This window comes from Streptomyces longisporus, from assembly GCF_039532765.1.
GTDB classification, from domain to species: Bacteria; Actinomycetota; Actinomycetes; order Streptomycetales; family Streptomycetaceae; genus Streptomyces; species Streptomyces longisporus.
Window position 1 is genome coordinate 1 of sequence record NZ_BAAASG010000040.1, and the last position, 26194, is coordinate 26194.

General features: G+C 69.1%; 23 protein-coding genes. 13 read left to right on the top strand and 10 right to left on the bottom strand.

The features are described from left to right. Nucleotides 1-21: 21 nt before the first annotated feature. The 5 genes from ABD355_RS43920 to ABD355_RS43940 form a co-directional block, all read right to left on the bottom strand. On the bottom strand, nucleotides 22-180 hold the full coding sequence (locus ABD355_RS43920) for a DUF5999 family protein (protein WP_344407157.1): 159 nt from the start codon (nucleotides 178-180) through the stop codon (nucleotides 22-24). A 213-nt stretch (nucleotides 181-393) separates the two neighbouring features. Continuing rightward, nucleotides 394-564 carry a hypothetical protein gene (locus ABD355_RS43925; RefSeq protein ID WP_344407014.1) on the bottom strand — a complete coding sequence of 57 codons (171 nt, stop codon included), beginning with the start codon at nucleotides 562-564 and terminating at the stop codon, nucleotides 394-396. 75 nt (nucleotides 565-639) lie between these two features. Further along, nucleotides 640-906 carry a WhiB family transcriptional regulator gene (locus ABD355_RS43930; RefSeq protein ID WP_344407015.1) on the bottom strand — a complete coding sequence of 89 codons (267 nt, stop codon included), beginning with the start codon at nucleotides 904-906 and terminating at the stop codon, nucleotides 640-642. After that, nucleotides 906-1217, bottom strand: a complete 312-nt coding sequence (locus ABD355_RS43935) for a hypothetical protein (protein ID WP_344407017.1) — start codon at nucleotides 1215-1217, stop codon at nucleotides 906-908. The genes ABD355_RS43930 and ABD355_RS43935 overlap by 1 nt, the downstream gene beginning before the upstream one ends. A 161-nt stretch (nucleotides 1218-1378) precedes the next feature. Further along, a complete protein-coding gene (locus ABD355_RS43940; RefSeq protein WP_344407018.1) occupies nucleotides 1379-2167 on the bottom strand; it encodes a hypothetical protein in 789 nt (262 codons plus the stop codon). A gap of 334 nt (nucleotides 2168-2501) precedes the next feature. Between ABD355_RS43940 and ABD355_RS43945 the strand changes: the two genes are divergently transcribed. The 5 genes from ABD355_RS43945 to ABD355_RS43965 all read left to right on the top strand — a co-directional run bounded on the left by ABD355_RS43945 (nucleotide 2502) and on the right by ABD355_RS43965 (nucleotide 6842). Continuing rightward, complete coding sequence (locus tag ABD355_RS43945) at nucleotides 2502-3260, top strand: GntR family transcriptional regulator (protein ID WP_344407019.1); 759 nt, start codon at nucleotides 2502-2504, stop codon at nucleotides 3258-3260. Beyond that, nucleotides 3257-3943 carry an AAA family ATPase gene (locus tag ABD355_RS43950; RefSeq protein WP_344407020.1) on the top strand — a complete coding sequence of 229 codons (687 nt, stop codon included), beginning with the start codon at nucleotides 3257-3259 and terminating at the stop codon, nucleotides 3941-3943. Before ABD355_RS43945 ends, ABD355_RS43950 begins: the two co-directional genes overlap by 4 nt. 213 nt (nucleotides 3944-4156) lie before the next feature. After that, nucleotides 4157-5323, top strand: coding sequence for a helix-turn-helix domain-containing protein (locus ABD355_RS43955; RefSeq protein WP_344407022.1), 1167 nt, complete (start codon nucleotides 4157-4159; stop codon nucleotides 5321-5323). Next, nucleotides 5320-5910, top strand: coding sequence for a cysteine hydrolase family protein (locus tag ABD355_RS43960; RefSeq protein ID WP_344407024.1), 591 nt, complete (start codon nucleotides 5320-5322; stop codon nucleotides 5908-5910). Before ABD355_RS43955 ends, ABD355_RS43960 begins: the two co-directional genes overlap by 4 nt. Beyond that, nucleotides 5907-6842 (top strand): FAD-dependent oxidoreductase, encoded by a 936-nt coding sequence (locus ABD355_RS43965; RefSeq protein ID WP_344407025.1) that lies wholly within the window; start codon nucleotides 5907-5909, stop codon nucleotides 6840-6842. Before ABD355_RS43960 ends, ABD355_RS43965 begins: the two co-directional genes overlap by 4 nt. A gap of 56 nt (nucleotides 6843-6898) precedes the next feature. Here the strand turns inward: ABD355_RS43965 and ABD355_RS43970 are convergent, their stop codons facing one another. Next, entirely contained in the window at nucleotides 6899-7534 is a 636-nt protein-coding gene (locus ABD355_RS43970; protein ID WP_344407026.1) for an SGNH/GDSL hydrolase family protein, read from the bottom strand. Between the two features lie 921 nt (nucleotides 7535-8455). Between ABD355_RS43970 and ABD355_RS43975 the strand changes: the two genes are divergently transcribed. The 4 genes from ABD355_RS43975 to ABD355_RS43990 all read left to right on the top strand — a co-directional run bounded on the left by ABD355_RS43975 (nucleotide 8456) and on the right by ABD355_RS43990 (nucleotide 14193). After that, a complete protein-coding gene (locus ABD355_RS43975) occupies nucleotides 8456-9958 on the top strand; it encodes a helix-turn-helix domain-containing protein (RefSeq protein WP_344407027.1) in 1503 nt (500 codons plus the stop codon). 9 nt (nucleotides 9959-9967) lie between these two features. Then, nucleotides 9968-10834: a DciA family protein gene (locus ABD355_RS43980; RefSeq protein ID WP_344407029.1), complete on the top strand. Its 867-nt coding sequence runs from the start codon at nucleotides 9968-9970 to the stop codon at nucleotides 10832-10834. Between the two features lie 110 nt (nucleotides 10835-10944). After that, a complete protein-coding gene (locus tag ABD355_RS43985; protein ID WP_344407031.1) occupies nucleotides 10945-12099 on the top strand; it encodes a protein kinase domain-containing protein in 1155 nt (384 codons plus the stop codon). 249 nt (nucleotides 12100-12348) lie between these two features. Further along, nucleotides 12349-14193, top strand: coding sequence for a hypothetical protein (locus tag ABD355_RS43990; protein ID WP_344407033.1), 1845 nt, complete (start codon nucleotides 12349-12351; stop codon nucleotides 14191-14193). A 150-nt stretch (nucleotides 14194-14343) separates the two neighbouring features. Here ABD355_RS43990 and ABD355_RS43995 read toward each other — a convergent pair whose 3' ends face one another. The 3 genes from ABD355_RS43995 to ABD355_RS44005 all read right to left on the bottom strand — a co-directional run bounded on the left by ABD355_RS43995 (nucleotide 14344) and on the right by ABD355_RS44005 (nucleotide 20736). Continuing rightward, entirely contained in the window at nucleotides 14344-15993 is a 1650-nt protein-coding gene (locus ABD355_RS43995; protein ID WP_344407036.1) for a hypothetical protein, read from the bottom strand. 50 nt (nucleotides 15994-16043) lie between these two features. Further along, nucleotides 16044-19067, bottom strand: a complete 3024-nt coding sequence (locus ABD355_RS44000; RefSeq protein WP_344407038.1) for a tetratricopeptide repeat protein — start codon at nucleotides 19065-19067, stop codon at nucleotides 16044-16046. A gap of 265 nt (nucleotides 19068-19332) precedes the next feature. After that, a complete protein-coding gene (locus ABD355_RS44005) occupies nucleotides 19333-20736 on the bottom strand; it encodes an NsdA family TPR-like regulatory protein (protein WP_344407039.1) in 1404 nt (467 codons plus the stop codon). A 299-nt stretch (nucleotides 20737-21035) separates the two neighbouring features. Between ABD355_RS44005 and rfbB the strand changes: the two genes are divergently transcribed. From rfbB to ABD355_RS44025, 4 genes are read left to right on the top strand one after another with little or no spacing between them, the layout of a single operon-like run. Continuing rightward, the gene (gene rfbB, locus ABD355_RS44010) at nucleotides 21036-22055 is read left to right on the top strand and encodes a dTDP-glucose 4,6-dehydratase (protein ID WP_344407041.1); all 1020 of its coding nucleotides are present in this window, start codon (nucleotides 21036-21038) and stop codon (nucleotides 22053-22055) included. Beyond that, nucleotides 22052-23185, top strand: a complete 1134-nt coding sequence (locus ABD355_RS44015) for a DegT/DnrJ/EryC1/StrS family aminotransferase (RefSeq protein ID WP_344407042.1) — start codon at nucleotides 22052-22054, stop codon at nucleotides 23183-23185. Before rfbB ends, ABD355_RS44015 begins: the two co-directional genes overlap by 4 nt. Continuing rightward, entirely contained in the window at nucleotides 23182-24186 is a 1005-nt protein-coding gene (locus ABD355_RS44020) for an ATP-grasp domain-containing protein (RefSeq protein ID WP_344407044.1), read from the top strand. Before ABD355_RS44015 ends, ABD355_RS44020 begins: the two co-directional genes overlap by 4 nt. After that, complete coding sequence (locus ABD355_RS44025; protein WP_344407045.1) at nucleotides 24183-24674, top strand: arsenate reductase/protein-tyrosine-phosphatase family protein; 492 nt, start codon at nucleotides 24183-24185, stop codon at nucleotides 24672-24674. The genes ABD355_RS44020 and ABD355_RS44025 overlap by 4 nt, the downstream gene beginning before the upstream one ends. On the opposite strand, the gene ABD355_RS44030 is transcribed toward ABD355_RS44025, so the two are convergent. Further along, the gene (locus ABD355_RS44030) at nucleotides 24640-25854 is read right to left on the bottom strand and encodes a UDP-N-acetylglucosamine--N-acetylmuramyl-(pentapeptide) pyrophosphoryl-undecaprenol N-acetylglucosamine transferase (RefSeq protein WP_344407048.1); all 1215 of its coding nucleotides are present in this window, start codon (nucleotides 25852-25854) and stop codon (nucleotides 24640-24642) included. The genes ABD355_RS44025 and ABD355_RS44030 overlap by 35 nt on opposite strands. Nucleotides 25855-26194 lie beyond the last annotated feature (340 nt).

The following is a 26194-nucleotide window of genomic DNA, read 5'->3' on the forward strand; positions in this document are numbered from 1 at the left end:
TCCATCTCGTGAACTACCAGCTCACAGGTGCCGAGAGGCATCAGAGATCGACATAACGTCGAAAACGAAGACGCCGTTGCACAGCAGGCTCCAGCCCTGCTCCGGATGACCGGCCACGACGCGGGCGGCCTCCCGGTTCGTACTGTCGGCCGCCGGGCACTTCGGGCTGTGCGTACACAGGTCATCGGGCTGCTGGCGGTGCAGGCCGGTGTCGTCCAGGGGCGTCTTGAGCGGGATGGTGCGCGCCATGGGTTCTCCTGCGGGGAGGAAGCGAATCCCGGGATGTGCCCGGGCTGAAGACGTGCGAGAGGCCGCCCGCCCGTACGGCGGGCGGCCGGCCTGGTTCAACAGCGGGGTGCGAGCAGGAAGTTGGGGTTGCGTCCCGCGCAGCGGTCAGCCCCGCTTCTGCTGGGAGAGGTAGGCGTCCTGGAGTCGTTCGAACGACTCGTACAGGCGTTGGCCTTCGGGACACCGCGCGTCCGGCGAGCACCTCGTGCAGGTCTCGCCGTGCGCGCGGTGGGCGGCGTCGGCCTTCATGTAGCGGTCGTGCAGGCTCTCAGCCACGGGCCCGCCGGTCGTCCGAGCTCTGCTTGTTGGCCTTGCGGAGTTCGGCCTGCATGCGCTGGCGCTCGGCGTCCGTCATGTCGTCGACGACTTCCTCGCCGCGGCCCGGCTCCGAGCCGCGCGGCGCTTCATCCGCCGCCGTTCCTCCTCGGACAGCCCACCCCAGACGCCGGAGTCCTGACCGGACTCCAACGCCCACTGCAGGCACTGCTCCATCACGGGGCAGCGGCGGCAGACGGCCTTGGCCTCCTCAATCTGCACGAGCGCAGGGCCCGTGTTGCCGATCGGGAAGAACAGCTCAGGGTCCTCTTCGCGGCACACCGCGTTGTGACGCCAGTCCATTACTTCACCCCTCCGGTCGCCGCAGCGTCGTGGACCAGGTGGTCCGACGTCGTCCACACGGAGCCGATCGCGAAGGGCTCGGCACCGGGCCGCAGTACGTCCTTCACGACGAGGGCCCACTGCGCGCTGCGACGGCCCAGCAGGGCACGAGCGCGCTCCGGGTTCCGGATCACCGCGAGGACCTCGAAGGCGCCGTCGATGTTCTGGTAGATGGAGCCCGGCGTGCGGGGGCCGATCTGGTCGTCGACGACCCTGCGGAGGGCTTCGCGGATCATCGGGTCGGGTTCGGCGGCGGGTGCCGTGAGTGTCATGCTGGTCTGCACAGGTCCTCCGAGTCAGGTCCTGGACAGCCCCGGGGGGTTCCAAGTCGCCGGGGCTGTCGTCGTGTTGGCTGGTCGTACGAGCAGCCAAGGCCCCGGCCGCCCCGATCTCTCGGGATGGCCGGGGCCGTGGTTGTTCGTGCGTAGTTGGGTCAGGCACCGATCCGGATCGGTTTCAGGGGGACCTGGGGGCCGCGGTAGTCGGAGACGGTGTCGGCCTTGCGGATCCGGCAGGAGTTGTTGGCCTCTTCGACCGTGGTGCCGCTGCGCTTGGCCGTCGTCTTCGCGTTGGCCGTGGCCTCGCTGTGCGCGGCCCACGCCCTGGTCGACCGGTGGCGAGCGAGCAGCGCGTCGACGCGGGCTTCACGCTGGCGGATGGGTTCGGCGCGCTTCAGCTGCTCGTACAGCTTGGCGAGCCGGGTGCCATCAGCGCAGCGGTGGGTGCCGCCGCAGTGGCCGGCCGCGTTGCTGTTCCGGCACTTCTTGAGGTGCTCGCGGTAGGCGGTGAGCGCATCGTCTGCGGTCTCGGGTTCCGGGGCCATCTTGGTGACGGGCTTGGCGGGCGCCGGGAGCGGCTTGTAATGCTGGCGGGCGGAACGGCGGCCGTTGGCCTCCGGGCCGCCAGTCTCCATCTGTCCCTGCCATTCCTTGACCAGGACGTCGACGCTGATCAGGCGGTTGCTGCCCTGGCAGCGGACTGCCGGGTCCTTCCCGGCGACGCCGGTGTCGTGCGGGACGAGCTTCTGCTTCTTGGCGTTGAGTCCGGTGATCGGCACCCACGTCTTGCAGTCGGGGCAGATCAGCGACGCGCAGTAGGGGTGCAGGTCGTACTGGTGGGGCTTGAGGCTGGAGAGGGCGAGTGCCGGGCGGGGGCTGATGTTCCGGGAGCGGGTCCGGCTCTTGCGGGGGCGGGCGGTGGACTTAAGCGTCGAAGCCGGCACGTGAACTCCTTACGGACGGAGGGGCGGGGGCGCGTCGCGATGCTCTCTCCGCCCTCCGGGCCGCACGGCAAGGCCGGCGTCCCGCAGGACAGACAGCGCACTGCGCTGCGACGTGCACACAGTCGTCGCGGCCGTCAGGCTCCGGGGGAGTTTGATGAAGCTCTCAACCCCGGCCGCCCCGAAGGGCGGACGACTACTGAGGTCTTGCGGTGGTGCTTACTCGGTGTTCCGAGAGGCTCACCGATGTCTTACCTGCATCAGGTTGCCTGAGGTACCCTCAGGTGTCAAGCGGTATAGTGAGGCACCTAGATGGGACTGAAGGAGGCGAAGGCACATGTCCGGGCCACCCCGAGCCGACAATCGGCCGCCGTACGCACGCATCGCGGGCCACTACCGCGACCTGATCAGCTCCGGGGAACTCGCGCCTGGCGACCTCCTGCCCAGCATCAAGACGCTGGCCACCGAGTGGAAGGTCAGCACAGCAACCGCGGATCGGGCGATGAGACTTCTGCGCGACGAGAGACTCGTGCAGGGCATCCCGGGCGTCGGCACCGAGGTGGTAGGAAGCCCCATCTCGCTGTCCTCCGGTTCGGAACGCCACGACCGCAGCGGCAAGACGCAGTCGTCGTGGGGTGATGGCGAGAAGTCGTCCGGCCACACCGCCGGCATAGTCGAGGCGCCAGAAGATGTCGCTCACGTACTTGGCATTTCGCCTGGTGAGGACGTGATTCGACGCAGCCGTGTCTACCGGGACGCTCATGGCATCGTCGCCCACTCAACGTCCTGGATCCCCGCCGAATTCGCCCAGGTCCTGCCAGAGCTGGCCCGGAGCCAGAGACTCAAAGGCGGACTGTCGCTGGACTTGATCGCTCGGGCTACCGGGCGGCGCGTCGCGAAGCGGGTGGATGAGGAGGCGGCTCGTATCGCAACGGCGCGCGACCTGGAGCTCCTAGAGCTGGAGGCCGGCACCGTCGCGGCGATCCTCGTGCTGACCGCCCGCTTCCTGGATGCCGACGGCGAGTTGTTGGAGTACGGCGTGGACCTCGGGGCCCCCGGCCGCACCCGGCGAGCCACCACGGAGGTCACGCGGTGATCGAGCTCGACACCGTTCTCCTGGACGACACCCTCGTCCATTGCCTTGAGCGACGCCTCGTGCTGCTCCTGCAGGCGGAGCGAAGCGACACCCTGACTGTGGAAGGACGATTCGCGATCAGCCGCATCTCCCAAGCCCTGGTCGGCGGACAAGCGACTGCACCGCGCGCCATTTTGATGACCGGGATGCCAGGCGCTGGCAAGACGACTTTGGCTCGCGCTCTTGAGCGGGCAGGGCTGGTGCGACTCTGCCCTGATGAGGAGATGTTCCGGCGCTACGGTCACTACGGCCGGGATTTCCCGCGTGGCCAGTTCCGCGTTCGGGAAGCGCCCGTGCTCAAGGACATCGCCTTGGAACTCCGGGCGCTCCTGACTGCGGGACGGGACGTCGTGGTCGACCACGGATTCTGGACCCCGGAAGAGCGCGCTCAATGGGCGGCGACGGCCATGGAGGCCGGCGGCGAGCCCGTCCTCATCTACCTGCCGGCTCCCCACGAGGTGCGCTGGGAGAGGATCCGGGAGCGCAATGCCCAGTCGCTGGTCGATCCGAATTCGATCGAGTTCAGCGAGGAAGACTTGCTGAGGTTTGCGGGCCGATTCCGCCCACCGACTGCCGATGAGCCGCACATCGTCTACGACGGTCACCCGGAGAGCGTGCTGGCGACCCTTGGCCGAGGGCTCTGAGATGCCGAACGCAACGATGACGTTCAGTCGACCAGGCCCTCGTTTAGGGTTCGGCATGAGGTCCTCCGACCGGAATGCTGGGCGCGTGGATCAACGTCAACCAGCTTCCGGTGCAGAGGCGTTGAGCGAGATGTCCCCGTGTAGCAGTGGTGTGGACTCAGCGTGGAAGTACGGCCTCGTGTGCCTGGTCATGGACCGCCCTGGGGGTGTGTAGTGATCGCCGTGGATCGGTGGACCGGTGAGGAGGCGCTGCTGTTGCGGTCGGTACGGCGCCAGTCTGTCCGTCAGTTCGCGGACGAACTCGGTATCAGTCCCCGGACGGTCTCTCACTGGCAGGAGAACAAGGGCCGGGTATGCCGTCCGGCGATGGCACAGATCCTGGATGCCGCGCTCGCTCAGTGCACTCCAGACGAGCAGGAGGCCTTCCGCCTCCGGCTGGCGGCGCTGCGAGGGGAACCCGTTGAGACTGCGGCGGCTGCGGGGGCGCGGCCCGCGCCGTGCACCGTGGTCTCGCACAAGTTTCTGCCGGTATACCTGGGCGAGCGGATCGCACCGCTGTATGCGGCGGCAACGCCCCAACCACCGGGTCCAGCTGGCCTTGACCAGCGAGTTCTGTCTGGTGAACATCGGACGGCCCGAGCCTCCACAGTGCACGTCTATGCCTGCGGAATCGCCATGATGCACCTGGAAGAGCATCTACGCGTGGGCTCACTCACGGAGTTGGCAGTGTGGCGCTACCGCTCATACCTGGCAGACAGGGCGTGGACGGGACAGCGCATGACGCGTCTGTTGGAAGAGCACTGCGCCGACGGGCTGACAGAGGCGTCGTTGGATCCGGAGTACGTGCTGTCCGTGTACGAGTTGCGGGAGCATGCCTGGTCGGGGGCCGGGCTCGATACCGCTCTCCAACTGCTGGCCACGCCGTCGGTGCTCGTCAACCGCCAGGATCCAGCGAACATCGTGACCCTCGGCGCAGGGGTCGAGGACGCCAAGTTCCGCGATGGCTGGTCGCACCCGGAGGCGCTCGCGTTCGACGGCGGCGCTTCTCGCGGGGTGGCTGGCTGGTCAGGGATTTCCTACCACCCGCAGCTGAATGAGCGCGCCCTGACGATGAGCCAGATCGTCGCCTTGGAATTGGATGTTCAGGCGCTGTGGGCGCTGTCGTCGCACATCCTGCACATGGTCGAGGACGGGCGGGATCCGGTGATGCCGACGGAGTACAGCTGGCGCTTCCTGCGCGGCGCGTACGTCCGGCTGACCACGGCCCGGCCCACGGAGACCGCCCAGCACCGCGTGATGCGCGAGGCCATTCTGGCGACCAGTGAACTTCCTGATCGGTTGCGTGCCGCTCAGGATGCTCTTCGAGACAGCAATCCGTGAACGGCCATGTGGAAGGCGGACGGGTGGATCCTCGCTCGACAGCACTGATCGTCATCGACGTGCAGCAGGGCTTCGTCAACCGGCATAGCCGAGGTGCGCTTTCGGGGATTGTGCGGTTGGTGGAAGGCTGGCGGGCCGTCGGCGCCCCTGTGGTTTTCACACGGTTCCACAACGAGCTCGGTTCGCCGTACGAGACGATCACCGGCTGGACGCGGCTGCGTACCCCAGAGGAGCAAGCCTTCGTTGAGGAGCTCGCCCCCTTCACCGACTCCGCGGTCACAGTCATTGACAAGGCGCAGTCGTCGGTTTTCACACCAGAGGGTGCGCAGCTGATCCGCGACCGGGGCTGGAGCGACCTGGTGCTGTGCGGCATCGACACGGACGCCTGTGTCTACGACTCAGCGATCGCCGCTTATCAGAGCGGCTACCGACCGTGGATCGTCACCGACGCGTGCGCCTCTACCGGTGGGCCTGAGTATCACGACGCCGCCTTGCTGCTTGCCGCTCGCAACCTCGGCGCCGACCAACTCGTCACCAGCGAGGCCGTCCTGACCCAAATCGGCGGACCACAGGGGGTAGACGCATGAGCTCACCTTCGTACGACGCGGACGTCCTGATCGTCGGGGCCGGCCCGGCCGGAGTGGCGGCCGCGGTGATGGCCGCCAGCCTCAAACTGCGCACCGTAGTGATTGAGGCCGGGCTGACCGGAGGCAAGCTGCATGTCGTCGGCGCCTTGGACAACATGCCGGGGAACTGGTCCACGGGCCCAGACCTTGCACAGGCTCTGGCGCAGGACCTGAAGCGTCTGCAAGAGAGCGGCTGGTGCACCCTGCTGCAGGCCCGAGCCGTGGCAGTGAGCGGTCACGATGACCGAGCCGAACTCACTCTGGACAGCGGCCAGGTGCTGATCGGGCAAGCCATCGTGGCCGCCACTGGCGTTGCCTCGCTTACACCCGTCGAAGCCGACTGGGTGACCGCTCCCAACGATCTTGCCGCGCCGCCGCTCTGGCGTGCCGCACCAGACAGCCTCACGGGCCGCACGTACGTGCTCGGAGCCGATCGCCCGCTTGGGACTTGGCTCCGGGCCCACCCGAAGGCGTCACGGACGCTGCATGTGCTCTGTCCTGCGGCAGATGAGTACAAGGTCGCTGAGGTTGCGGGCGATGGTCGTGTTCGCATAGTCCCTGTCTCCCACGTCACCATCACCCGTCCCGCTTACGGCGACGGCTGGACGGTTGAGGCCAAGGACCGGTACGGAGAACGGAAGGTTTATGCCGTCACCACCGTGCTGAACAACCTGGGTAACAAGCCGGCTGCCCTTGAGGGACTGGCTCAAGGCGAGGACGGCTACTGCCCGGCCGACCGCCAGCACCCGCGCATTCTGATCGCTGGGGACCTGCGGTCGGCGCGTTATCAGCGCATAGCCACCGCCCAGGGATCGGGTGCTGAGGCTGTGCTCACCTGCTACTACAACACCGCCCTCCAGCCCTTGTTCCTCAGCCCAGAGGGGCAGCCGTGACCGAACCGACTACGAGCGCGACCTGCGCTTTTTTGGTCAACAGCGGGTCGAAGACGTCATCGGGGAGGTGCGGCGAACGGATGAGACAGGTGCTGGGGAGGGTCGTCGTGCGTCTTCTCCGTGTCAGTACGCCGGGGCCGCAGTGCGCGGAGGGCGGCCTGGAGGGTCGGCTCGTAGTCCTTCGGGTCCCAACCATCGGGGACGGTGACCTTCGTGCGAAGTCGTTCCGGCGTGCCGACGCGGTGAATCTTGCAGTCGACGAACGGGATGAGACCGTATCGGCGGGCGTGCAGGAGGACCGGCTTGCCGGTCTTTACGATGTCGATGACCTCGAGGCGGGCGACTTCCCCGAGAAGGTAGACGTGGCCGTTCGCGCCGCGCTTGGTGGGGCCGACAACAACCAGACCGTCGAAGGTCGGCGCCAGCTCCGGCCACTTCTGCGCGTAGTTCTCCGGCGTGAAGACGTCGCCGAACTCCACCAGTTCCACGCCGGGCAGGCGGTGGCGGATCTTCGCCAGGCGTTGGTCCCACTGCGGACGTCGCGTGATGTGCGGCGAGGCGCAAATGTAGACGCGGACGGGCTCACCGGGCTTCCGGGCAGCGCGGATCTTCTCCATGGCGGCGATGTACGCGCGCTGCTGCGCGGCCGTCGCGTATGTGGCCGGGAGGATGTCCGCAGGGGAGTCAGGCATGGCATTCATCTTGCCCTGAGCCACCGTCAGTCCACCGTCCAGCACTGGCAGATGCCCCTTTCACACGAGCCTCGCCGACTCGCCCACGTCCCCCTCTACGCGAAGCGTGATCAGAGGGGTATGGTGGCTGCGATCAAGATCTATCTGAATATGGAAAACCCCGGCGCCTTGGTAAGCGCCGGGGGTGTAGAGAACCTGGCTTGGAGGTCCTCGGTGTTCATGGCACCACTGTACCCGTGGGCCTTCGCCCGCACACAAGATCCCCGCCGTCTTCGCGATCACTCGCGCTGCACGTCAGCGGGGTTTTCGCGCGTTTCCGCGTACCCCAACCAGCCCTCCGCAGAGGGGGTTGAGATGACCTAGGTCTGGGGGCGGCTTGGCCGCCCGGGACGCTCGGCTTGCTCAGGTGATTGGCGTCACCTTGAGCCGGCGTCCCATCTGCCTCCGGAGGGTTGGCGCCCTCTGAAGGGATTGTCCGTCCGGTTCGCACCCGGCCGAACAGTTCGATCTCTGGTTCTGGCTGAACCACAAAGCACCACGAGGGGCTTTGCCTTACCCACCTTCTTAGAAGGAGGACGTCGTCATTCTGCACGACCACGCGGGCTTTCGCCAGCCCGCTTATGCCTGTTTCATGCGCTTTTGCGCCCCCGTGGCGTCCCGTCTGGCGCAATCTCACAGCCCGATTCGCCCGGTACGTCCCGCCGCACGGGACAGCTTTCCGATCTCGCCCACGTCCGGGGCCACCCGGGACTCGATCTCGACACCCGCAGAAGGTGTATACCTCTCTGTCCCGGCCCCCGTCGCACTCGCGTCAGGAGCCGTCATCGACGGGGTTGCTGCTGCTCGCCGGAATCTGTCCACACGTGACCTGGTCCATGGCCGCCGGATGGATCATGCCCGGACGACTCTCCGGGCGGGCTGGTGAGTGCCGTCGCGGCGCCGGCCGCCGCGATGATTCCGGCTGCGCGTTCAGCGGTCGGCGTCGTCGAAGCCGCTGTGCTGCCCGCGATGTTGTACGTGCCGGAGGTGGAGCAGTGGTTGTCGACGTCGACGGGCCGGATCGCGCCGGAGGGCTACTCGTGGATGCAGGCGGTCCACTGGGTGGCTGGGGCCGGGCTGTACCGGCCGCGGCGGTACCGGTCGCACGGGCCACGCTCGTTCGGGCCGACAACGGTGCGCGTCGCCCAGGAGCTCGCGCAGCTGTCCCCGTGCCATCCGGGCATCGGCTACCTGGTGCGCCGCACCGGCCTGTCCGAGCGGTCGGTGGAATACCACCTGGGGATGCTGCGGGAGGCCGGGCTGCTCGCGTACGTCGTGCGCGGGACCCGGGTGTCCGGGGAGACGGCGCAGGCCTCGGAGTTCGCGCGGATGATCCCGGTGGAGTTCGACCGGGCGCTGGGGATCCGGACGGTGCTGCGGGATGAGGACGCGCCCGCGTACACGCGTGCGGTGACCGGGATCGCGGAGGCCGGCCGGGAATTGATGGCGAAGCTGGCCAAGAAGGCTGCGCGGAAGGTCCGCAAGCCGCGCTCGAAGACGGCGTCGAAGGCTCCAGTGAGGGGTGCCCGCAGGGGGGCTGAGCAGGGGGTTGCGGCGGCTGTTTCGGATGAGGTTCGTTGCACCCCAATGCAGGTCGGTACCTCAGGTCGTTCCACTGCGAGTGTTACTTCCCTCCCCCCTGAGAGCAAGCTCGCAAGCGGGGGCAGCAAGTCCCCCACCGCGAAGAAGTCCAAGTCCAAGGCCGCAGGTCGCCGCAAGCTGAACACCGTCGGCCGCCGCTTCCAGCTGGCGAAGGAGCTCACCCAGGAGCTGGACTGGCTGCGCGGCTGCTCGGTGCCCCGGATCGCGTGGGTAGCCCGCGCCGTTGCTGATGCCGGGTGGACCGTGACCGACGTGAAGGCCTGGCTGCATTTCCGCGGCGAGGCGGCCCACGTCCGTCGGGGCTCCGGCCTGCTCGCCGTGCTGCTCGCCGGCGCGGAGAACGTCCTGGACACCCCCGCCAAGCGCGCCGACGCGATCGAGCAGTGGCGCGGTGCCCAGGAAGCCGCCCGCCGTCACCGCATCCGGCAGGTCCGCGCCCGCACCGAGCGGTACGAGGGCGACTGGCAGGCCCCGTCCAGCCGCTCCGTCCAGCTCGAGGTGGAGGCCGCATTCGCTCAGGTCCGGGAGATCTCCAGCGGCGGCCGCCACCGGAACCAGGATCACGCCGCCGACGGCCAGGACGCGCCGCTGGAAATGGGCGAGCAGGAACGCAAGGACCTGGTCGCCGCTGCTGCGGGCGAGCTGATGCGCGGCGAGACGACGCTGATCACGTGCTTCAGCCCGGAGACGGCGGTGCGGATCTTCGGCGAGGACCTGGTGCTCCGTGCCCGCCAGATCGAGCGCCTCGCCCACAGCTCGCTGACGACCATCCGACACCGGTAGGAGGCCGACGTGCCCGAGACGATCAACCCCACCGAGCAGGCCAGCGGCGACACCCCGCAGGTGTCCGGCGTCGACCTCGCCCGGGTTGCCCTGCGTCAGGCCAGGGAGGCCGCCAAGAAGCGCGGCGACAGCGAGACCCGCACCCCGCGCCGCCGCCAGCAGACGGCCGTACGGCGCGACGGGCGGGAACCGAGCGGGTTCGCCGCCGTGCTCCAGGGCCTGATGGCCGACCGGGCCTGGGAGCTCCCGGCCGCCGGCGCCACCGTCCTGGACCGCTGGCCCGACATCGCGGCCGCCATCTCCCCCCAACTGCCCAGCCACGTCACGGCCGTCGCCTACAACCCGGCGACCCGGCAGCTGAACCTGCGCCCCGACTCACCCGCCTACGCCACCCAACTCCGGCTCATCACCGCCCGGATCATCGCCACGGCGAACCACACGGTCGGCACCGACGCCGTGCACACCATCCGCGTCCTGCCCGCCGGCGCCGCACCCGCACCCCCTGCGACGAAGCCCACTCCGGCACCCGCGGCCAGGCCGGAGGCGCTGGTGCAGACCCGGGAGACGAAGTCCGCGGGTTACCGCAAAGCCCTCGCCGCACACCAGTCGGCCGCGCCCCCCAGCCGCATCGACCCGGGCATCGCGGAGGCAGTCGACCGGCAGACCCGCGCGCTGCGTGAGCTCAGCCGACGCGCATTCCCCGACCCGCCGGACGACACACCGCCCGCCATCGAGACGGCTCGTTCCCAGCGCCGACGCCAGGCCGCTGCAACCGAGGCCGCCGCCCTGCGCCGGGCTCGGCAAGAACGCGCGGCCCGGAAGTCCGGGACGCCGGCCGACGGCCCGGAGACGGCGGCGCTGCAGACCACGGCCTGAGCCAACTCATAGATCAGCACCCCCTGTTACTGGTCGTGGTCCCGGCGTAGCGTGACGGGTACACGCCTGGTACACCGTGCGTCGCGGTGAGCGCCGAAAAGGGGGGAGTCGTGCAAGCAGGGGCCGTGCTGGACGCGCGCTACCGGCTGATCGAGCCTATTGGTGAGGGCGGGTATGGCGAAGTCTGGAAGGCGCACGACCCCAAGGTCGACCGGCTGGTGGCGGTCAAGGTCCTCAGCGAGGACGGCAGCACGGACCACGACCGGCAGGTGGCCCGGTTCGCCCGCGAGGCCGCCGTGGCCGGCGGCCTGTCCCATCCGCACATCGTCACCGTGCACGACTTCGGCTCCGCCCTGCAGGACGGGCGGCCGTACGCCTACCTGGTGATGGAGCTGCTGGACGGAAAACCCCTCACCAAGGTGCTGGAAGGCGGGCGGCTGCCCCTGCCCGAGGTAGTGCGCACGGCGGCCTGTGTCGCCGACGCCCTGGGGACCGCGCATCAGGCAGGCCTGACCCACCGGGACATCAAACCGTCGAACATCATCATCGGCCCCAACGCCACGGCGACGGTCGTCGACTTCGGCATCACCAAGAGCAGCGACGCCCGCCACGACATCACCACCAGCGGCGTCGTGATCGGCACCCCGGCCTACATGGCGCCCGAGTGCTTCAACGGCAGCTTCGACCACCGATCTGACCTGTACGCCCTCGGATGCGTGCTCTACGAGATGATCACCGGGCATCCGCCCTTCACAGGCACCTCCTGGCACCTGATCAACCAGCACCTCAACGAGCAGCCGGTTCCTTTGCTCAGGCTTCGGCTCTCCACCCCTTCGGAGCTGGCGGCGCTCGTCACCCGGCTCCTGGCCAAGGACCCTGCCGACCGATCGGCCAGCGCCTTTGAGGTCATGCTTGCTCTCCGAGAGATCGACCGGCGCTACTTCGACGAGAACTTGCCCACCCGCGGGCCTAACAGATACGCCCGGTGCGCGGTGAGCCCTGCGATTGCGGCCTTCGGCGCCGTCACACAGCTACGCCTCACCGACCGGATCCCCTGCCCGGCCTGTGCTTCCACAACCGGCGCGCGCGGCACGGAGGGCTGCAGATCCTGCCTAGGGACGGGCGAGGTTTCCGCAGAAACGACCCACCGGATCCGGATCCCCCCAGGAGTGAGAACCGGGCAGCGACTGCGACTCAAAGGATTGGGCTGGCCCGGGAGAAATGGCGGGGAGGCGGGTGACCTCTTCGTCGTCGTACGGATCTAGGGCGAAGCGCGATCGGCCTGACACCCCAGGCCCGCCCCGTCAACCTGGGACGGACTGGCTTCGTCCACCGTCGCCACCCTGTGGGACTTCCATGCCTCCGACGCGCCGTCAAAGCGCATGAGTTGATCGGCTCCCCGGCGACCGTAGCTCTCCCCTCGGAACACAGCGACCACAGTGCGCATACGTCGATCATCTGTGATGTCAACACCGTTGGTGGCACGATGAGTTGGGACGAAAGGCGGGGGGTTCGTGCAGGGTGACAAGCGGCAGATTCAGACGGCGGTCCTGGGCGATGCAGAGTCGGAGGAGCCGCTGATGCTGCCGCTGGAAGCAATCGAGCTGGACGCCTTCCGCCGCCGCCACGAGCACGACACGTTCTGGTGCGGGCTGCTCCTCGGAGGCTGTGGCCTGCAGCTGACCACCAAGCTGTACACCGACAGGGTTTGCCACTTCGCCCACCACCCGGGCCCGGACGGGCACCCTCACCTGTGCGGCCGTCGCGCCCGCGGCATCAGCAGCGCCGACCACCTGTATGTGAAGTCCGCGGCCGCGGCCTGGCTCCGCAGCCGGGACCTGCAAGCCGACGTCGAATTCGTCCAGCCGGAAGGTGCGCCGATCGGTTCCGTGGTGGACATCCACTTTCCCCGCGGCGGGCTGCGCGTACATCTGGACCAGGCGGTTGCGCCGACGTGGGACCAGGTCGGCCATGAGCCGGTGCTCGGGGTGTCGGTGCCGGTGGACCGGGACACTCTGATCGACCGCTGGTACGTCCATCGCATCCGGCTGGACAGCGACGGCACCGCCCGCAAGGTCAGAATCGGCACCGAGGCGTTCGCGCGCGAAACCGAGTGGTTCGCGCTGGACGACTGCGAAATGACGGAGCGCGGTCTGTCGACGCCGGCGGTGGAGCAGATCGTGCGTTCCCGCAGCACCCGGCCCGTCACCCAGTGGGGCGTGGCCAAGGCCAAGAAGGCCCCGGACGCACGCGCGCGGGCGCAGGTACTGCTGCGCAAGCTGGCCAAAGCCGTCAGGGTGGAATCCACCCTCGTAGTGGCCCAGGTGTGCCGCGAGATCGCGGACCTGGCCGGCGTTGAAGGGGAGATCCAGGCCGAGCTGGCGGCTGCCGTATCGGATGCGGAGAACTGGCTGGAGGGCCAAGCCGACGTGCGGCGTGAGCTGTTTGCGCGCCTGGAGGAAGCGGTCACGGCTCGGAATGCCCAGCAGGTCCGCGAGCTGCTCGCCCGCGCCAATGCGACCGCCGCGCACGACCGTACCGAGGACGAGGACCGGATCGCGGGCGCCGCCGCCGACTTCGTGGCCGCGCAGACCCGAGCGCAGGAGGCCGCGGACGCAGAGCGGGCCGTGGAACAAGCAGAAGAGAAGATGGCGGAGCTGACCTCGCGGGCCGCCTTCAGTACGGTGCGCCGGGTCCTGAGAGACCTGCGAAGCCGTCCGCGGCGTCACATGTCGCACGCGACGCTGCACAGCCAAGTGCAGTTGCTCGTCGAAGAAGCGGCCAAAGCAGGCAAGCACATCACCGAGTCCCAGCGGCAGGAGATCAACCGCTGGGTAGAGCGCGCAGAACGCGCCCAGGCCGGTGTGTTTCCTCAGACGGCCCCTACCGCACGGCCTGCGGGGAAGGACCCGGCGTCGACGAAGCTGAGCGCGACCCCGGGCGCCGCAACGGCAGAGCAGTCCAACACGATCACGGTGTGGGTGTGGAAGGACCACTACGGCGGCCTGCACGCCGCCGACACGCAAACCCACCCCGAAGCCTCCGTGCGGCATGTCCCGCTGCCCACCGAGGCCGGCCCGCTGCAGCGCCTCTACGGCAACCTCACCCGCATGATCGCCGAACGGGAAGCCTCCGACGCCCCCGTGCACACCGGCCGGGCCTGCCTGAGCGTGCGGGTATGGGAGGAGCACAGCGGTGAACTGGCCGCTACTCTCGCCCGCCGCAAGGGCTCTACGCCGGTGACGCTGGCGCTGCCAGCCGAGCTGGAACCGCTGCGCGAACTGCACGACAAGGTGGTGGCGCAGATGAAGGCCCACAAGGTCACTCGGAAAGCGCGGACAAAACGCAAGAACGGCTGAGGGGGCGAAGCGGCGATGCTGCCGGCTGACGCCGATTGAGACGGCCAGAGCTGTGCACGACGCGCAACTGAGGTCCTGATGCCGCATGCAGGCCCCGCGCCCAGCCGGCGATGAAGCCGAGCTAGCTGGACGCGGGGCCCGCCCCTGTCCCTACAGCAACCCGCCCAATGGCAGGACGCGCTCGGCGAGCTGCCCGCGCAGCCGTTCTCCGGCGATGTCGGCTTCGGTGAGCCAGTCGGCAGCGACCAGCAGTTCGGCGTGCTCGGCGACCTGGTCGGGCGGCAGGGCGGTGAACGCGGCGGCCTGGCCCAGGTGCAGCCCGCCGTCCTCGGCGCGGCCGAGCCGCCCGTCGGGGCGGGTGTGAGCGGCGGTGTACAGGGCCAGGAGACGGGTGGCGGCGCTCAGCTTCTTCTTACGGATCTTTCGGTCGCCCACAGCCTTCTGGGCCCAGCCGGAGACCCTTGAGCGGGCGGTCTTGCCGAGGGTGAACGGGCGGGGCTGTTCGGGGAGCAGTGAGGGGACGGTGATGGCGGTGGGGTCCTCGGGCCGGGAGGCCAGTACTTCGGTGATGGTGCCGGGAAGGTGCAGCCAGCCGGAGTCGACCAGCTGCTGGAGCACCTGCTCGGCATCCCCCTGCAGCCAGCCGGTGAGGTCTTGCCCGGTGATGTTTCCCGTGCCGGCGCGCGCTGCCCGCACGGTGAGCATGAGCACCGCGAGGTGCACCGTCGCCTCCGGGTGCGGGGCATGGGCCGGGACGTAGTCGAGCAGGGTACGGGCGTGCGCGGCCTGCCCTCGGGTCAGCAGCCGTTCCACGACCGGCCCGTCGCCGCCCGCCGTGTCGCCAGCTGGCCCGCCGCCACGGTTCTCGTGCATCTCGCGAGTGGTCTGCGCCGCCTTCTCGGCCCGGTGCGCCTCGTGGCTCAGGGAGCCGTCGCCACTCACATCAGCCCACAGGCGGAAGGCGCGGGCCTTGCGCATGTGGAGCTCGGCGAGGAGGACGAGGTCGGGTTCGGCGCGCTGCTGGTATGCACGGAACGCATCCCCGAGTTCGATGAGCTCCATCCTCAGGACGTCGGGCTCAAGGTCGTGTGGCACGGTCCGCTGCGCGATCTTCCCCCACCGCTTCGCCCGACGGGACGTCCCGGCCGGTGAGGCGGTGCGGGCACCAGGAACCGGCGCTGGTTCGGCGGCTGCGGAAGACGAAGCAGCGGCCGCGGGGGAGGAGTTGCGGTCGGAGAACACCGCCGCCACAGCACCGTTCCTCACCGTGCTGTCTGCGGGCTCCCGCTCCGCGGCTGGCTTCCCCTCCGCCTGGTCAGTCCTGGCCGGTGCGGTGCGAGCCGGGGGCGCGGCGGTGTCCAGGACACGGCAGCCGGGAGTGGCCGCCGCACACCGCGCGCACATCTCGGCGACCCGCCACAGCCTTCCGGCACGGTCCGCGTACACGGTCAGGACCACCGGGCCGCCGCACCGCACTGCCCCCGCCGTCGGCCGCGCCCCACCACGCCGTCCATCGAGGACGTCGGGGGTATGCCATGTGCAGTCTGCGGCTCGACAAGCGCACCACGCCTCGCCGCGCGGCCCGCCGCTCGCGCGGATGTGGGCCAGATGCTCGTTGATGTGGCCGATCGCGGCCTTGCGCCCCGCAGCGGCGCCGCTGGGAAAACGCTGTTCGGCGCAGGCCGGGCGGGAGCAGGAGAGCCGCACCGCGCCGGCAGAAGGGCTCCCGTAGGGGGCCAGGCGTACCGTCCACACCCGCCCTGCGACGCGCCCTTGCTGCGTGTCGGCCTGCACAGCCATGTGCGTACTCCCAGCCTTGCTTGATCCGTTGTTCCGGGCGGTCCCCATTTTCAGGCGACGGTGCCGGTGGACACCGCCGATGTCACGGCCGAGCTGTTTCGCGAGGGACGGGAGAGCTGGGTGAGGTAGGTCTCCAGACGCGCTGCGTCGGCGTGGGGGGAACGGGCGAGGCTGTTGAGGCAAAGCAGAGTTTCGGCTACAGACACCTCGTCCGGGTTGCTGGTCAGCCACGCAGCCAGCAGAGTGTCCGCGCGGCCCCAGTCTGCGAGCGCACAGCGGGCGACAAACAGCCCCGTGGTCTTCACGGTCGAGGACTCCGCTGACGTTTCGAGGAGGCGGTCGAACTCTTCCCACTGTTGTCTGGCTCGGTCTGTCTCCTCGGTCATGCTGAGCAGCATCGCCGCCTCAAACCGAGCCTGAAGACTTGACGGATCGGCTTCGAGCGCTTGCTCGATGTCTCTGCTGGCGTCGTCCCATCGCTCCATGAGCCGGTAGGTCTCTCCACGACTCGCCAGGTATTGGGGATCGAGTTCGGCGGCTCGGCTGAAATCAGCCAGGGCGTCGTCGTACCTCTCCATGAGGCGGTAGATGTCGCCGCGTTGGGCGGTGGCCCAGGCGTTGGCGGGGTTGAGCTCGATCGCGTGCGCGAGGTCGGTCAGGGCGTCCTCCTGCCGGCCCAGCAGCCGGTAGAGGTGTCCACGGGCAGCGAAGTGTCGATCGTTGGTGGGGTCGAGATCGACGGCGCGGGTGAAGTCGATCAGTGCGTCGTCGTATCGGCCCATGTCCCGGTATGTCGTTCCACGTTGGGTGATGGGCAACGTGTAGGTGGGGTTGAGCTCGATGGCGCGGGTGAGATCGGTGAGGGCGCCCTCGTGGCGGCCCATGAGTAGCTGAGTCGTTCCGCGGTTGGTGAGGGCCCAGACATAGGTGGAGTCAATCTCAAGGGCACGGGTGAGGTCGATGAGAGCGTCCTCGAAACGACTCATTAACCAGTAGGTGTATCCACGCTCGGCGAGGATCCAGGTGTCGTCGGGGTTGAGTTCGAGGGCGCGGGCGAAGTCCGTAAGGGCGTCGTCGTATCGGCCCGTCGACCGATAGATTTCACCGCGCCCGGTGAGCGCCCAGTCATATTGGGGGTTGAGCTCGATGGCGCGAGTGAGATCAGTGAGGGCTTCCTCGTACTGCCCCACATACCCGTAGGTCTGTCCGCGGAGAGCGATATCTCCACTGTCGTTGGGGTTGAGCTCGATGGCGCGGGTGAGGTCGACCAGAGCCTCCCCGTAGCGGCCCATCTCGAAATATGTTCTACCGCGGCCAGAGTGGGCGCGGGCGAGGTCTGCGTCCAGCGCCAGGGCCGTTGTGTAGTCGGTCAGCGCGGCATCAAAGTTGTCGGCGTTTCTGTGTTCGCGACCACGGATGGCGCGGGCGAAAGCCTGGCCAGCGGTGCTGAGTTCCGTGGCGGTGAGGAGCACGGTCAGAGCAGGAATGCTGCCTACGGTGTCATCCTCTGTGGCGGTCTCGAGGCGCTGACCCCATTCGGTGAGCTTGTCGGAGGCGGCGTCCAGTCCGGCTTGCGTGACTATCTGGGCCCATCGGCGGAGGGCCGCAGGGTGGTAGGCACAGGCGCGAACCAGCTCCAGGAGAGCGTCAGGCAGCGCTTGATTCGGGTTCGCGCACAAGCGGTGGTAGGTCTCTGCCAGCCGATGCTCCCGCCACTGGCCATCGTCCCAGCGGTCTTCCGGGGCGAGGGTTGCTTCCAGGCTGTGGCGCCACTGCTGGAAGGTGTCGGCGAGGCGGGTTTGCTGTGTCTGCCACTGGGCGGGGGACTGGGCGCGTTGCAGGCGGAGCATCGGGGCGCGGACGACGTCGTGGTAGCGGCACCGGCCACCCTGGCCGGTGACGAACGGCAGGGCCCGCAGCCACGGATACTGATCCGCTGCGGCTTCGGGGACGGCAGCGCGGTAGATGTCCTCGTCCAGCTGCAGGGGCAACGCGCAGGCCAAGGCGGCCGTGCGGCGGTGCGGGTCGGTCTCCCACTTCAGGAAGCGTTCCACCGCCGTGCCAGACGGGTCACCGACCGCATCGGGGCTGTGCGGGCGCCTTTGGGCAAGAGTGTCGACGAGCACCGGTAGCCGGCCCGACAGGCGTAGGACGACCTCGATCACCCGTTCGTCGGTGATGCCCTTCGCGGCCATCAGCTGCCGGGCCTCGGTATCGGTGAATACCTCCAGCGGCACCTCAGCGATCAGGTCGAGCCAGTCTCCCCAGCATCGGGCATCCAGCCGCCCTTGCCCGGACAGCACAACCTGGACATTGACTGGCAGCTCTCCGTACTCCGTAGTAACCAGAACGTCCCGTAGCCATGTATCCAGCACCGGTCCGGTCCGCTCGTAGACATCGAAGAACAGCACCACCCAGGGCCGGCGCCGCGCTACCTCGGCCAGGTCCTCCAGGAACAGCGGGGTCAGCACCTGCACCGGTGACATAACGAGCCGAACATCATCGTGGTTGCGGAGCCTGATGCTGAGCATCGCGCGGAGGCGGTCTGCGCCCTGGGCAATCTGCTGCGGGTTGACCGCTGCGGTAAACACCCCCACACCCGGCAACAGGCTCAGTCCGGCCAGCCCGACCTGCGCGGCCACTGTGCTGGACACCGACACCGCCTGCCCGGGGGTGGTCGTCTCTGCCGAAACCTGGCCGCCAGGGGCGGTCTCGGCTTCGTGAAGGCGTTGGCGGTACGTCGCCAGCGCCTTGTCGAACCCTTTCAACGCCAGACCCTGCTTGCCCAGCTGGGTGCTGACCGCCTCCATCGCCTCCAGCGCGCTGTGCACGTCATCATCCACATAAGTGCTCACCGCACCGAGCTCGCGAGCCACGGTTTCCCACTGCCGGATCAGCGACGTCTTGCCCACCCCGGCGTTTCCATGCACATGGAAAATGAACTGGTAGGTCTCCTCTTCCAGGTTCCGGGTGAAGTTGTCCCGGAATATCCCCAGCTCGTTGCGGCGCCCGACGAAACCGGTCCGTCGGCGCCGCCGGATCACCTCTTGCCGTGACGGTCGCTGCTCGGACATCCCACACCACCCCCTGGAGTACGAACATGATGCCGCGTCACAACCAGTGGAGTGACACGCCAGCGCAGACAACCTCGGCTTCCTGGTCTGGACTGTCCTCGATCGGACCTGCCGAGACTGAGCACGGGCTTGGCCATGCCCCTTTCGGCCCGCGCGCCTTGCGCGATCTCCGCCGAACCCAATCGGACTCCCGGCGCTCGTCGCGGGTGGGCCCGGGCCCGGTAGTACCGGTGATCGTCTCGGTCATAGGGAAGTCAGGAGGCGGTCAGGCGACGGCACCGGTCCTGCTGAAGGCGATGGCCTTGCGTGCGAGGTGGGAGAGATGGGCGACGCGGGGGTCACGGTGCCAGGGCGCCATGTCGCGTACGACGCCGGCGAGGTAGTCGGTGGCGCGGGTGGAGCGCACCTGGCTGAGGATCGTGACGGCGCGCTGGCCGTGGGCGAGGGCCTGGTCGAGGTCCCGGTGTTGGAGGTGGGCGGTGGCCAGGACGGTCATCCGCAGGCCGACGGAGCGGGTGAAGGCGCTTGCGGGCATGGGCTCCGCTCGGTTGTTCCAACGCAGGGCGGCGGCGGGCAGTCCCAGGTCCCGGTGGATTTCCACGGCGTCGGCTGCCATCCGTGCAGGCGTGTAGTAGCTGATCCATGTGGGCTCATCACCGGGTTCGGAGTCGGCGCGCTCCAGGAGGCGTTCGGAGGAGGCGAGCGCGCCGGCGGCGGACCGTGCGTCGCCGAGACGGGCGTGCGCGCGGGCCTCGATGAGTTTGGCGAAGGCCAGGACGCGGGGAGCTGCCTGGTGGCGAGCGCGATCGTAGGCGCCCTGCGCCATGTCCACGGCCTCGTCGGGATATCCGCGCAAGGTGCTCTGCAGGGCCATGTTGGTGAGGACGTGGCAGCCCACGGAGAGGCTTCCCCCGGCGCGCGCCATCCGCAGAGCCTGGATGAAATGCCGCTGAGCGAGGGAGTGATGGCCCATGTCGAGGGCACTCCAGCCTGCGACTCGCGCCAGTTCGGCGGTGCCTGCGTACAGTTCCTTGCCCACGGCGTCGGGGTAGTGGCCGCGCAAGAGCGGGAGCGCGCGCTCGTTGAGGAACGTGGTCACGTTGGAAGCCTTGCCCGTGCCGCCGCCGTACTTCGAGTCCGAGCGCTGCGCTTCGGCGGCGGCCGCCCACAGGGCATCAAGATCCTGGCGGCCCACGCGGTAGCGCCCAAGGTGAGCTGCATCCGGGTCTGCCGGCACCGCAAGCCACCGGGTGACCGGTGTGCTGTAGGCGCCGACGGCGAAGGGCGCAGTAAGGAAAGTACGGCGGTGCATGGTGCTCCAGAATCGCGTGGCGGTACGGACGGCCTCGTGAGCGTCCCGGGGGAAATCCAAACCGACCTGCCGGGGAGACTCGCGTATCTCGGGCATACCGATCTCGGCCGGGTCGACCGGCCGTCCTAAGCCCTCTGCCAGCGCCTGGGCAATGAATGCGGGGACCGGCGAGCGCGGGATCATGCCGCGACGAGTCCAGTTCGTGACACTCGTATGGGTGTAGGAGAAGACCAGCCCGGCCTGTTCGGCCAGGACGTTGACGCGGCGGGCCAGCGCGTGATGGCTCATCCCGGACGCCTCGATCAGCTGGGCCAACTCCTCGTTCGCGGTCCTGGCCGGATGGACGCTGACTCCCATGACAGACGCCTCCTCGGGAACAGTCCCTGCCGGATGTGCCGTCCCGCAGTGCCGGATGTGCCGTCCCGCAGGGCAGGCTGGCCTTTCGAGCGTAGGAGGCGCCCGCCTGCGGACGGGCCTTTTCCCCGTTGTGAGCCCCCTTCGTGAGCCTGTGCGAACGCAGGCGGCGGAGTTTCCTTCAGTTATCGCCATCACGTTCGGAGCGGCACGACCGGCGGCCGCCGGCGCGGGTGTTCGCGCACCGGTGGATTCGGCAGTGCCCCGGCTCCTGATCTGACCCCGTGGAAGGGAACCTGCCCATGAACACTGTGCTCGTGACCGGTGGCGCCGGATTCATCGGCTCCCACTATGTGAAGGAGCTCCTGCAGTCTGACGACGTCGCCCGGGTCACCGTGCTGGACGCCCTCACCTACGCGGGCCACGTCGAGAACCTCGGCGAGGCCTTCCTGGACCCGCGGCTGACGTTCGTCGAGGGCAGCATTCTGGATGCCGTGCTCGTCGACCAGCTCATGGACGGACACACCCACGTGGTGCACTTCGCGGCCGAATCCCACGTCGACCGCTCCCTGGCCGGCGAACCGCTGTTCGTCGAGACCAACGTGCTGGGCACCCAGATCCTGGTGAACGCCGCCTCCCGGCACCAGGTCGAACGGTTCGTGCACGTCTCCACCGACGAGGTCTACGGGCCGCTGCTGGAGGGGATGGCCACCGAGGATGCCCCGCTGCTGCCCACCGTGCCCTATGCGGCCTCCAAGGCCGCCAGCGACCTGATAGCGCTGAGCGCCCACCGCACCTACGGGCTGCCGGTGTGCGTGACCCGCTCCTCCAACAACTACGGGCCCAACCAGCACCCCGAGAAACTCATCCCGCGGTTCATCACCCGCCTGCTGCGCGGCAAGCCGGTCACCCTGCATGGCCGAGGCGAGCACCTGCGCAACTGGCTGCACGTGCAGGACAACTGCCAGGGCATCAGCGCCGTCATGCGCCACGGACGACCGGGCGAGATCTACAACATCGCCGGAGGAACGGACCTGACCACCGTGCAGCTGACCGAGCTGCTGCTGAAGATATGCGGCGCCGACCAGGACCTGATGACCTTCGTGCCCGACCGGCGGGCCAACGACCGCCGCTACGCCATGGACTGGTCGAAGATCCGCGCTGAGTGCGGCTACCGGCCGGAGCACGACCTGCTGGAAGAGCTTGCCGCAACCGCCGACTGGTACCGCGCCCACCCGGACCGGTGGGCGCCGCTGTCCGACCGGGCGGTTGTGATCCCGCAGCAGGCCACCACCCCGGCACTCGCGGGGGTGGCACGATGACCTTGATGGCCCTGCCCGCCGCGGTGCGGGTCAACGCACGCCCCTACCTGCACGGTTCGGAAGCCGACGCCTTCGTCGAGGCGCTCAACCAAGGCCAGTACGGGCACGGACCGATCACCGAGGCGTTCGAGCGGGAGGTCGCCGCCTACCTTCACGTGCCCGATGTGGTGGCGGTCGAGTCTGGCACTGCCGCGCTGCACCTGGCGCTGCTGGCTGCCGGGATCGGCGACGGCGACGAGGTCGTGGTGCCGTCGCTGACGTTCGCCGCGAGCATCCAAGCGATCGTGGCCGCCGGCGCCCGCCCCCGCTTCGCCGAGATCGACCCGGACACGCTGTGCCTGAGTGGCAGCAGTGTCCTTGAGGCCCTCACCCCCAACACCCGCGCGGTGATGCCCGTGCTGTACGGCGGCCGGGCCGTCGACCTGGCGGCCGCGGCGCCGGTGCTCGCCGAGCGCGGCATCGTCGTCATCGAGGACGCGGCGCAGGCCTTCGGCTCCTGGCACGGCGACCGCAAGGTCGGCGCGCACGCGGAGCACGGCACGCTGACCTGCTTCTCCTTCGGACCGATCAAGAACCTCACCTGCGGGCAGGGCGGCGCAGTCGTCCCCCGCAGCCCACAGGAGGCGGACAAGGTGCGGCTGCTGCGGATGCTGGGCATCGGCCAGTCGCAGGCCGACCGGATCCGCTCGACGACCTACGGCGTGGACAGCTTCGGCCTGCGCTACCCGATGTCGGCGCTGAATGCGGCCATCGGCCGGGCCCAGCTCGCCCGCTTCGACCAGATCGAGGTTGCGCGGCCGCAGTTGTGGCGCACCTACCGTGACGCGCTCGCGGGGATCGACGGTGTGGTCCTGGTCGACGTCGACATCGAGCGCACTGTGCCGTTCAACTGCGTCGTCCGTGTGCCGCACCGGGATCAGGTCTTCGCTGACCTGCAAGCTCAGGGCATCGGGGTCGGCGTGCACTACCCGCCCAACCACCTCCAGTCCGCGTTCGCGCCGTGGCACCGGCCGCTGCCGGTGACCGAGCAGACGGCTGCGGAGATTTTGAGCCTGCCGTTCCATCCGGAGATGACCGAGCGGGACGTGCGTGCGGTCGTGGACCTGCTGCGAGCGGCGGTCACCCGGTGACCGGCCAGCGCATGCAGCCGCGCCGTCTGCTCGTCACGGGCGTGGGCGGCGCCCCCGGCCTCGACCTGGCCCTGGAACTTCTCCGGCGCGGCCACGAGGTCATCGGCGTCGACGCGGACCCGCTCGCGCCCGGCTTGCTGGCGCCGGGCATCATCGCGCGCGTCACCACACGAGCCGACGACCCCCGCTACGGCGAGCACCTGCTCGCGCTGTGCCGCGAGCTGAAGCCGCACGGCATGATCCCCATCGTCGAGCACGAGCTGCCCGCGCTCATCCCACTCCAGGAGGACCTGGCCCGCCTCGGCGTACGAACCTGGCTCCCGGGCCTGGAGACCGCGCGGGCAGCCATCGACAAGGCGCTCTTCCACGAGGTGCTCCACGAGCACGGCATCCCCGTGCCGAAGACGTTCCTGCCCGAGACGCTCCACCAGGCCCCTGATGGGCCGCTGGTGGTCAAGCCGCGCCACGGCCAAGGCGCCAAGGGCATCGTGTTCTGCGACACCCGCCAGCAGGCGCGGATGCTGTGCGACCTCGTCGCCGACCCGATCATCCAGGAGACGGTCACCGGCCGGGAGTTCAGCGCCGACTGCCTCGTAGACCGTTCGGGCCGCCCCTCGGTGGTGCTGCGGGAGCGGCTGATCGTCAAGGGCGGTCTGTCGATGGTCGCCCGCACCTTCCACGACGACGAAGCCGTCCAGCTGGTCAGGGCCACACTCGCCGCGGTCGGCGCGGTCGGGCCCAACGACGTCCAGGGCTTCATCACGGACGCCAGCGGCGGCCCCCGCGTCGTGATCACCGAGATCAACGCCCGGTTCGCGGGCGGCTTCGCGCTCAGCGAGGCTGCCGGTGCCGACCTGGTGCAGCAGACCCTCAACGGCCTGTTCGACCTCCCTGTCGACCACGACCGCCTCGCCGCGAAACCGGACGTCTACCTGAGCAAATACGTCACGGTGCTGGCCCACGGCCCGGCTCCCTACCACCCCACCGGAGGCACCACGTGAGCGACCCGACCGAACAGAACCCACCCAGCACCACCGCCGCCCGGGAAGGCTTGGGACGTCATCCGCGCCGGCGGCGCATCCTGCTGGTCTGCGTCGGCAACCACATCCGCTCGCCGATCGCGGCCGCCGTCCTGGCCGCGCACGGCGGGGACGACGTAGTGGTCCGCTCCGCAGGCCTGCGCTACCGGCACGTGGGCAAGGGCCCGCACAGCAACGCGGTCCGGGCCGCCGCCGAGCGCGGCTACGACATCGAGGACCACATCGCGGTCAAGGTCAACTTCCGGCTGCTGGAGTGGGCCGACACCATCGTGGCCATGGACCACACCGTCCTCAACGAACTACAGGCCACCGCCGACGAACACGCCGCGCCGAAGCTGCGCCTGTACCTCGACGGCGAAGACGTCCACGACCCGTGGGAGGACGCCTACCCGGCGTTCCGCACCTGTGTGGAGGTCATCGAGCGCGGTGCTGCCCGGCACCTGCCCTAGCCCCCTCAGCGGCCTCCAGGATCACGTCCACGAGCCGGTCGGCTGCATCCGGGCGACCGTGCGCACGGGCCCGCTCCGCCATCGCCTGCCGCAGGTGGGCATCGGCCAGGAGCGGGCCCAACGCCTCCCGCATCCGCGCGCCGGTCACCTCGCCCTCCAGCGCGAGGGCCGCCCCGGCCTCCTGCAAATGGCGCGCGTTGTGCGCCTGCTCATTGCCCGCCGAGGTGGCCAGCGGGATGAAAACCGCCGCCTTGCCCAGAGCGGTCAGCTCGGCGAGCGTGCCCGCCCCGCTGCGCGAGACCACCACGTCCGCGAGCGCCAGGACATCAGGCAACTCCGCGCCGACGAACCCGCTCACGTAGTAGCGGCCCGCACTCTCCGCCGGAAGCGCCGCGGCCCGCTGGCGCAGGGCCTCAACGTGGTCGGGACCGCACTGATGGATCACGTTCGCCTGCTCCAGTAGCCACGGCAGGACCTCGGCCACGACCATATTGATCTGCTGGGATCCCTGTGCGCCCCCGGTGACGTACACCGTCGGCCGACTGCTGTCGAAGCCCCGCAGGCCCAGCGCCTCGATCGCCTTCAGCCCCTGCCCGGACAGCACCTGCGGCCGTACCGGGTTCCCGGTGACGACACCGATGGAGCGCGCCTCCGCGGGCAGCAGCGCCAACGTCGACTCCGAGGAGACAGCGATCCGCGTCGCCGACCCGGCAAGCTGCCGGTTGGCCAGCCCCAGCCGCACCGTCTGCTCGTGCAGCACCAGCGGCCGCCGGCACAGACGAGCCGCCAGCCCGGCCGGAACAGCCACATAGCCACCGGTCGCCAGGACCACGTCCGGCCGGAACTCCGCGATCACCTTGCGGGCCTGCACCACCCCCAGCGGCACCCGCGCCATGTCCCGCACGTTGGCGGCCGACAGCATCTTCAGCGGATTCGCCGACCGCCGGACCTTGCCCGTGGCGACCGTGGTGAACGCGATCCCCTCGGCGGGCGCGACCCGGGCCTCCAACCCGTCCTCCGTCCCGATCCACAGGGTGTCCAGCATCCGGCCGGACACGGCCAGCCGGTCCTGGAGCGTGCGGACAGCGGTCAGGGCGGGATAGGTGTGCCCCCCGGTCCCGCCGCCCGTCACAACCAACCGGAAGACATCAGGTGCGGCGCCGTGAGCACTGTTCACCAACGAGATCCCATCTGGCCCGGAATGCGAAGACTGGCTCGTACCGTAGCGGACCTGAGATCCGAAACCACGCCACGATAACGGGAGTTCGGAGTCACGATGGCGTGCCAGCAAGCAGCTCGCGCAGCCCAGCACGGACCACCGGGTGGGTGGGCGTGAGGTTCGTCAGGTCGAGCGGTACTTCCTCACGCCTGTTTCCCCCGGGCGACGTGAGTCCGGAGCGCCGATCGCCGACCTGGGCTCCCGTCGCGGCCTTGCCTGTAGTAGCTGGCGCCACCTTCGGGCTGAGATTGGCGCCGCCGCCCGCGAGCGGGCAGTGCCCGTGATTGAACTAGTCGCAATC

What these genes read in the sequence shown, in the direction of transcription:
- ABD355_RS43965 (WP_344407025.1), top strand. Translation starts at nt 5,907, where the DNA reads ATGAGCTCACCTTCGTACGACGCGGACGTCCTGATCGTCGGGGCCGGC.
- ABD355_RS43995 (WP_344407036.1), bottom strand. Translation starts at nt 15,993, where the DNA reads ATGGCTGTGCAGGCCGACACGCAGCAAGGGCGCGTCGCAGGGCGGGTG.
- ABD355_RS43930 (WP_344407015.1), bottom strand. Translation starts at nt 906, where the DNA reads ATGGACTGGCGTCACAACGCGGTGTGCCGCGAAGAGGACCCTGAGCTG.
- ABD355_RS44000 (WP_344407038.1), bottom strand. Translation starts at nt 19,067, where the DNA reads ATGTCCGAGCAGCGACCGTCACGGCAAGAGGTGATCCGGCGGCGCCGA.
- ABD355_RS43945 (WP_344407019.1), top strand. Translation starts at nt 2,502, where the DNA reads ATGTCCGGGCCACCCCGAGCCGACAATCGGCCGCCGTACGCACGCATC.
- ABD355_RS43935 (WP_344407017.1), bottom strand. Translation starts at nt 1,217, where the DNA reads ATGACACTCACGGCACCCGCCGCCGAACCCGACCCGATGATCCGCGAA.
- ABD355_RS44005 (WP_344407039.1), bottom strand. Translation starts at nt 20,736, where the DNA reads ATGGGAGTCAGCGTCCATCCGGCCAGGACCGCGAACGAGGAGTTGGCC.
- ABD355_RS43970 (WP_344407026.1), bottom strand. Translation starts at nt 7,534, where the DNA reads ATGCCTGACTCCCCTGCGGACATCCTCCCGGCCACATACGCGACGGCC.
- rfbB (WP_344407041.1), top strand. Translation starts at nt 21,036, where the DNA reads ATGAACACTGTGCTCGTGACCGGTGGCGCCGGATTCATCGGCTCCCAC.
- ABD355_RS44015 (WP_344407042.1), top strand. Translation starts at nt 22,052, where the DNA reads ATGACCTTGATGGCCCTGCCCGCCGCGGTGCGGGTCAACGCACGCCCC.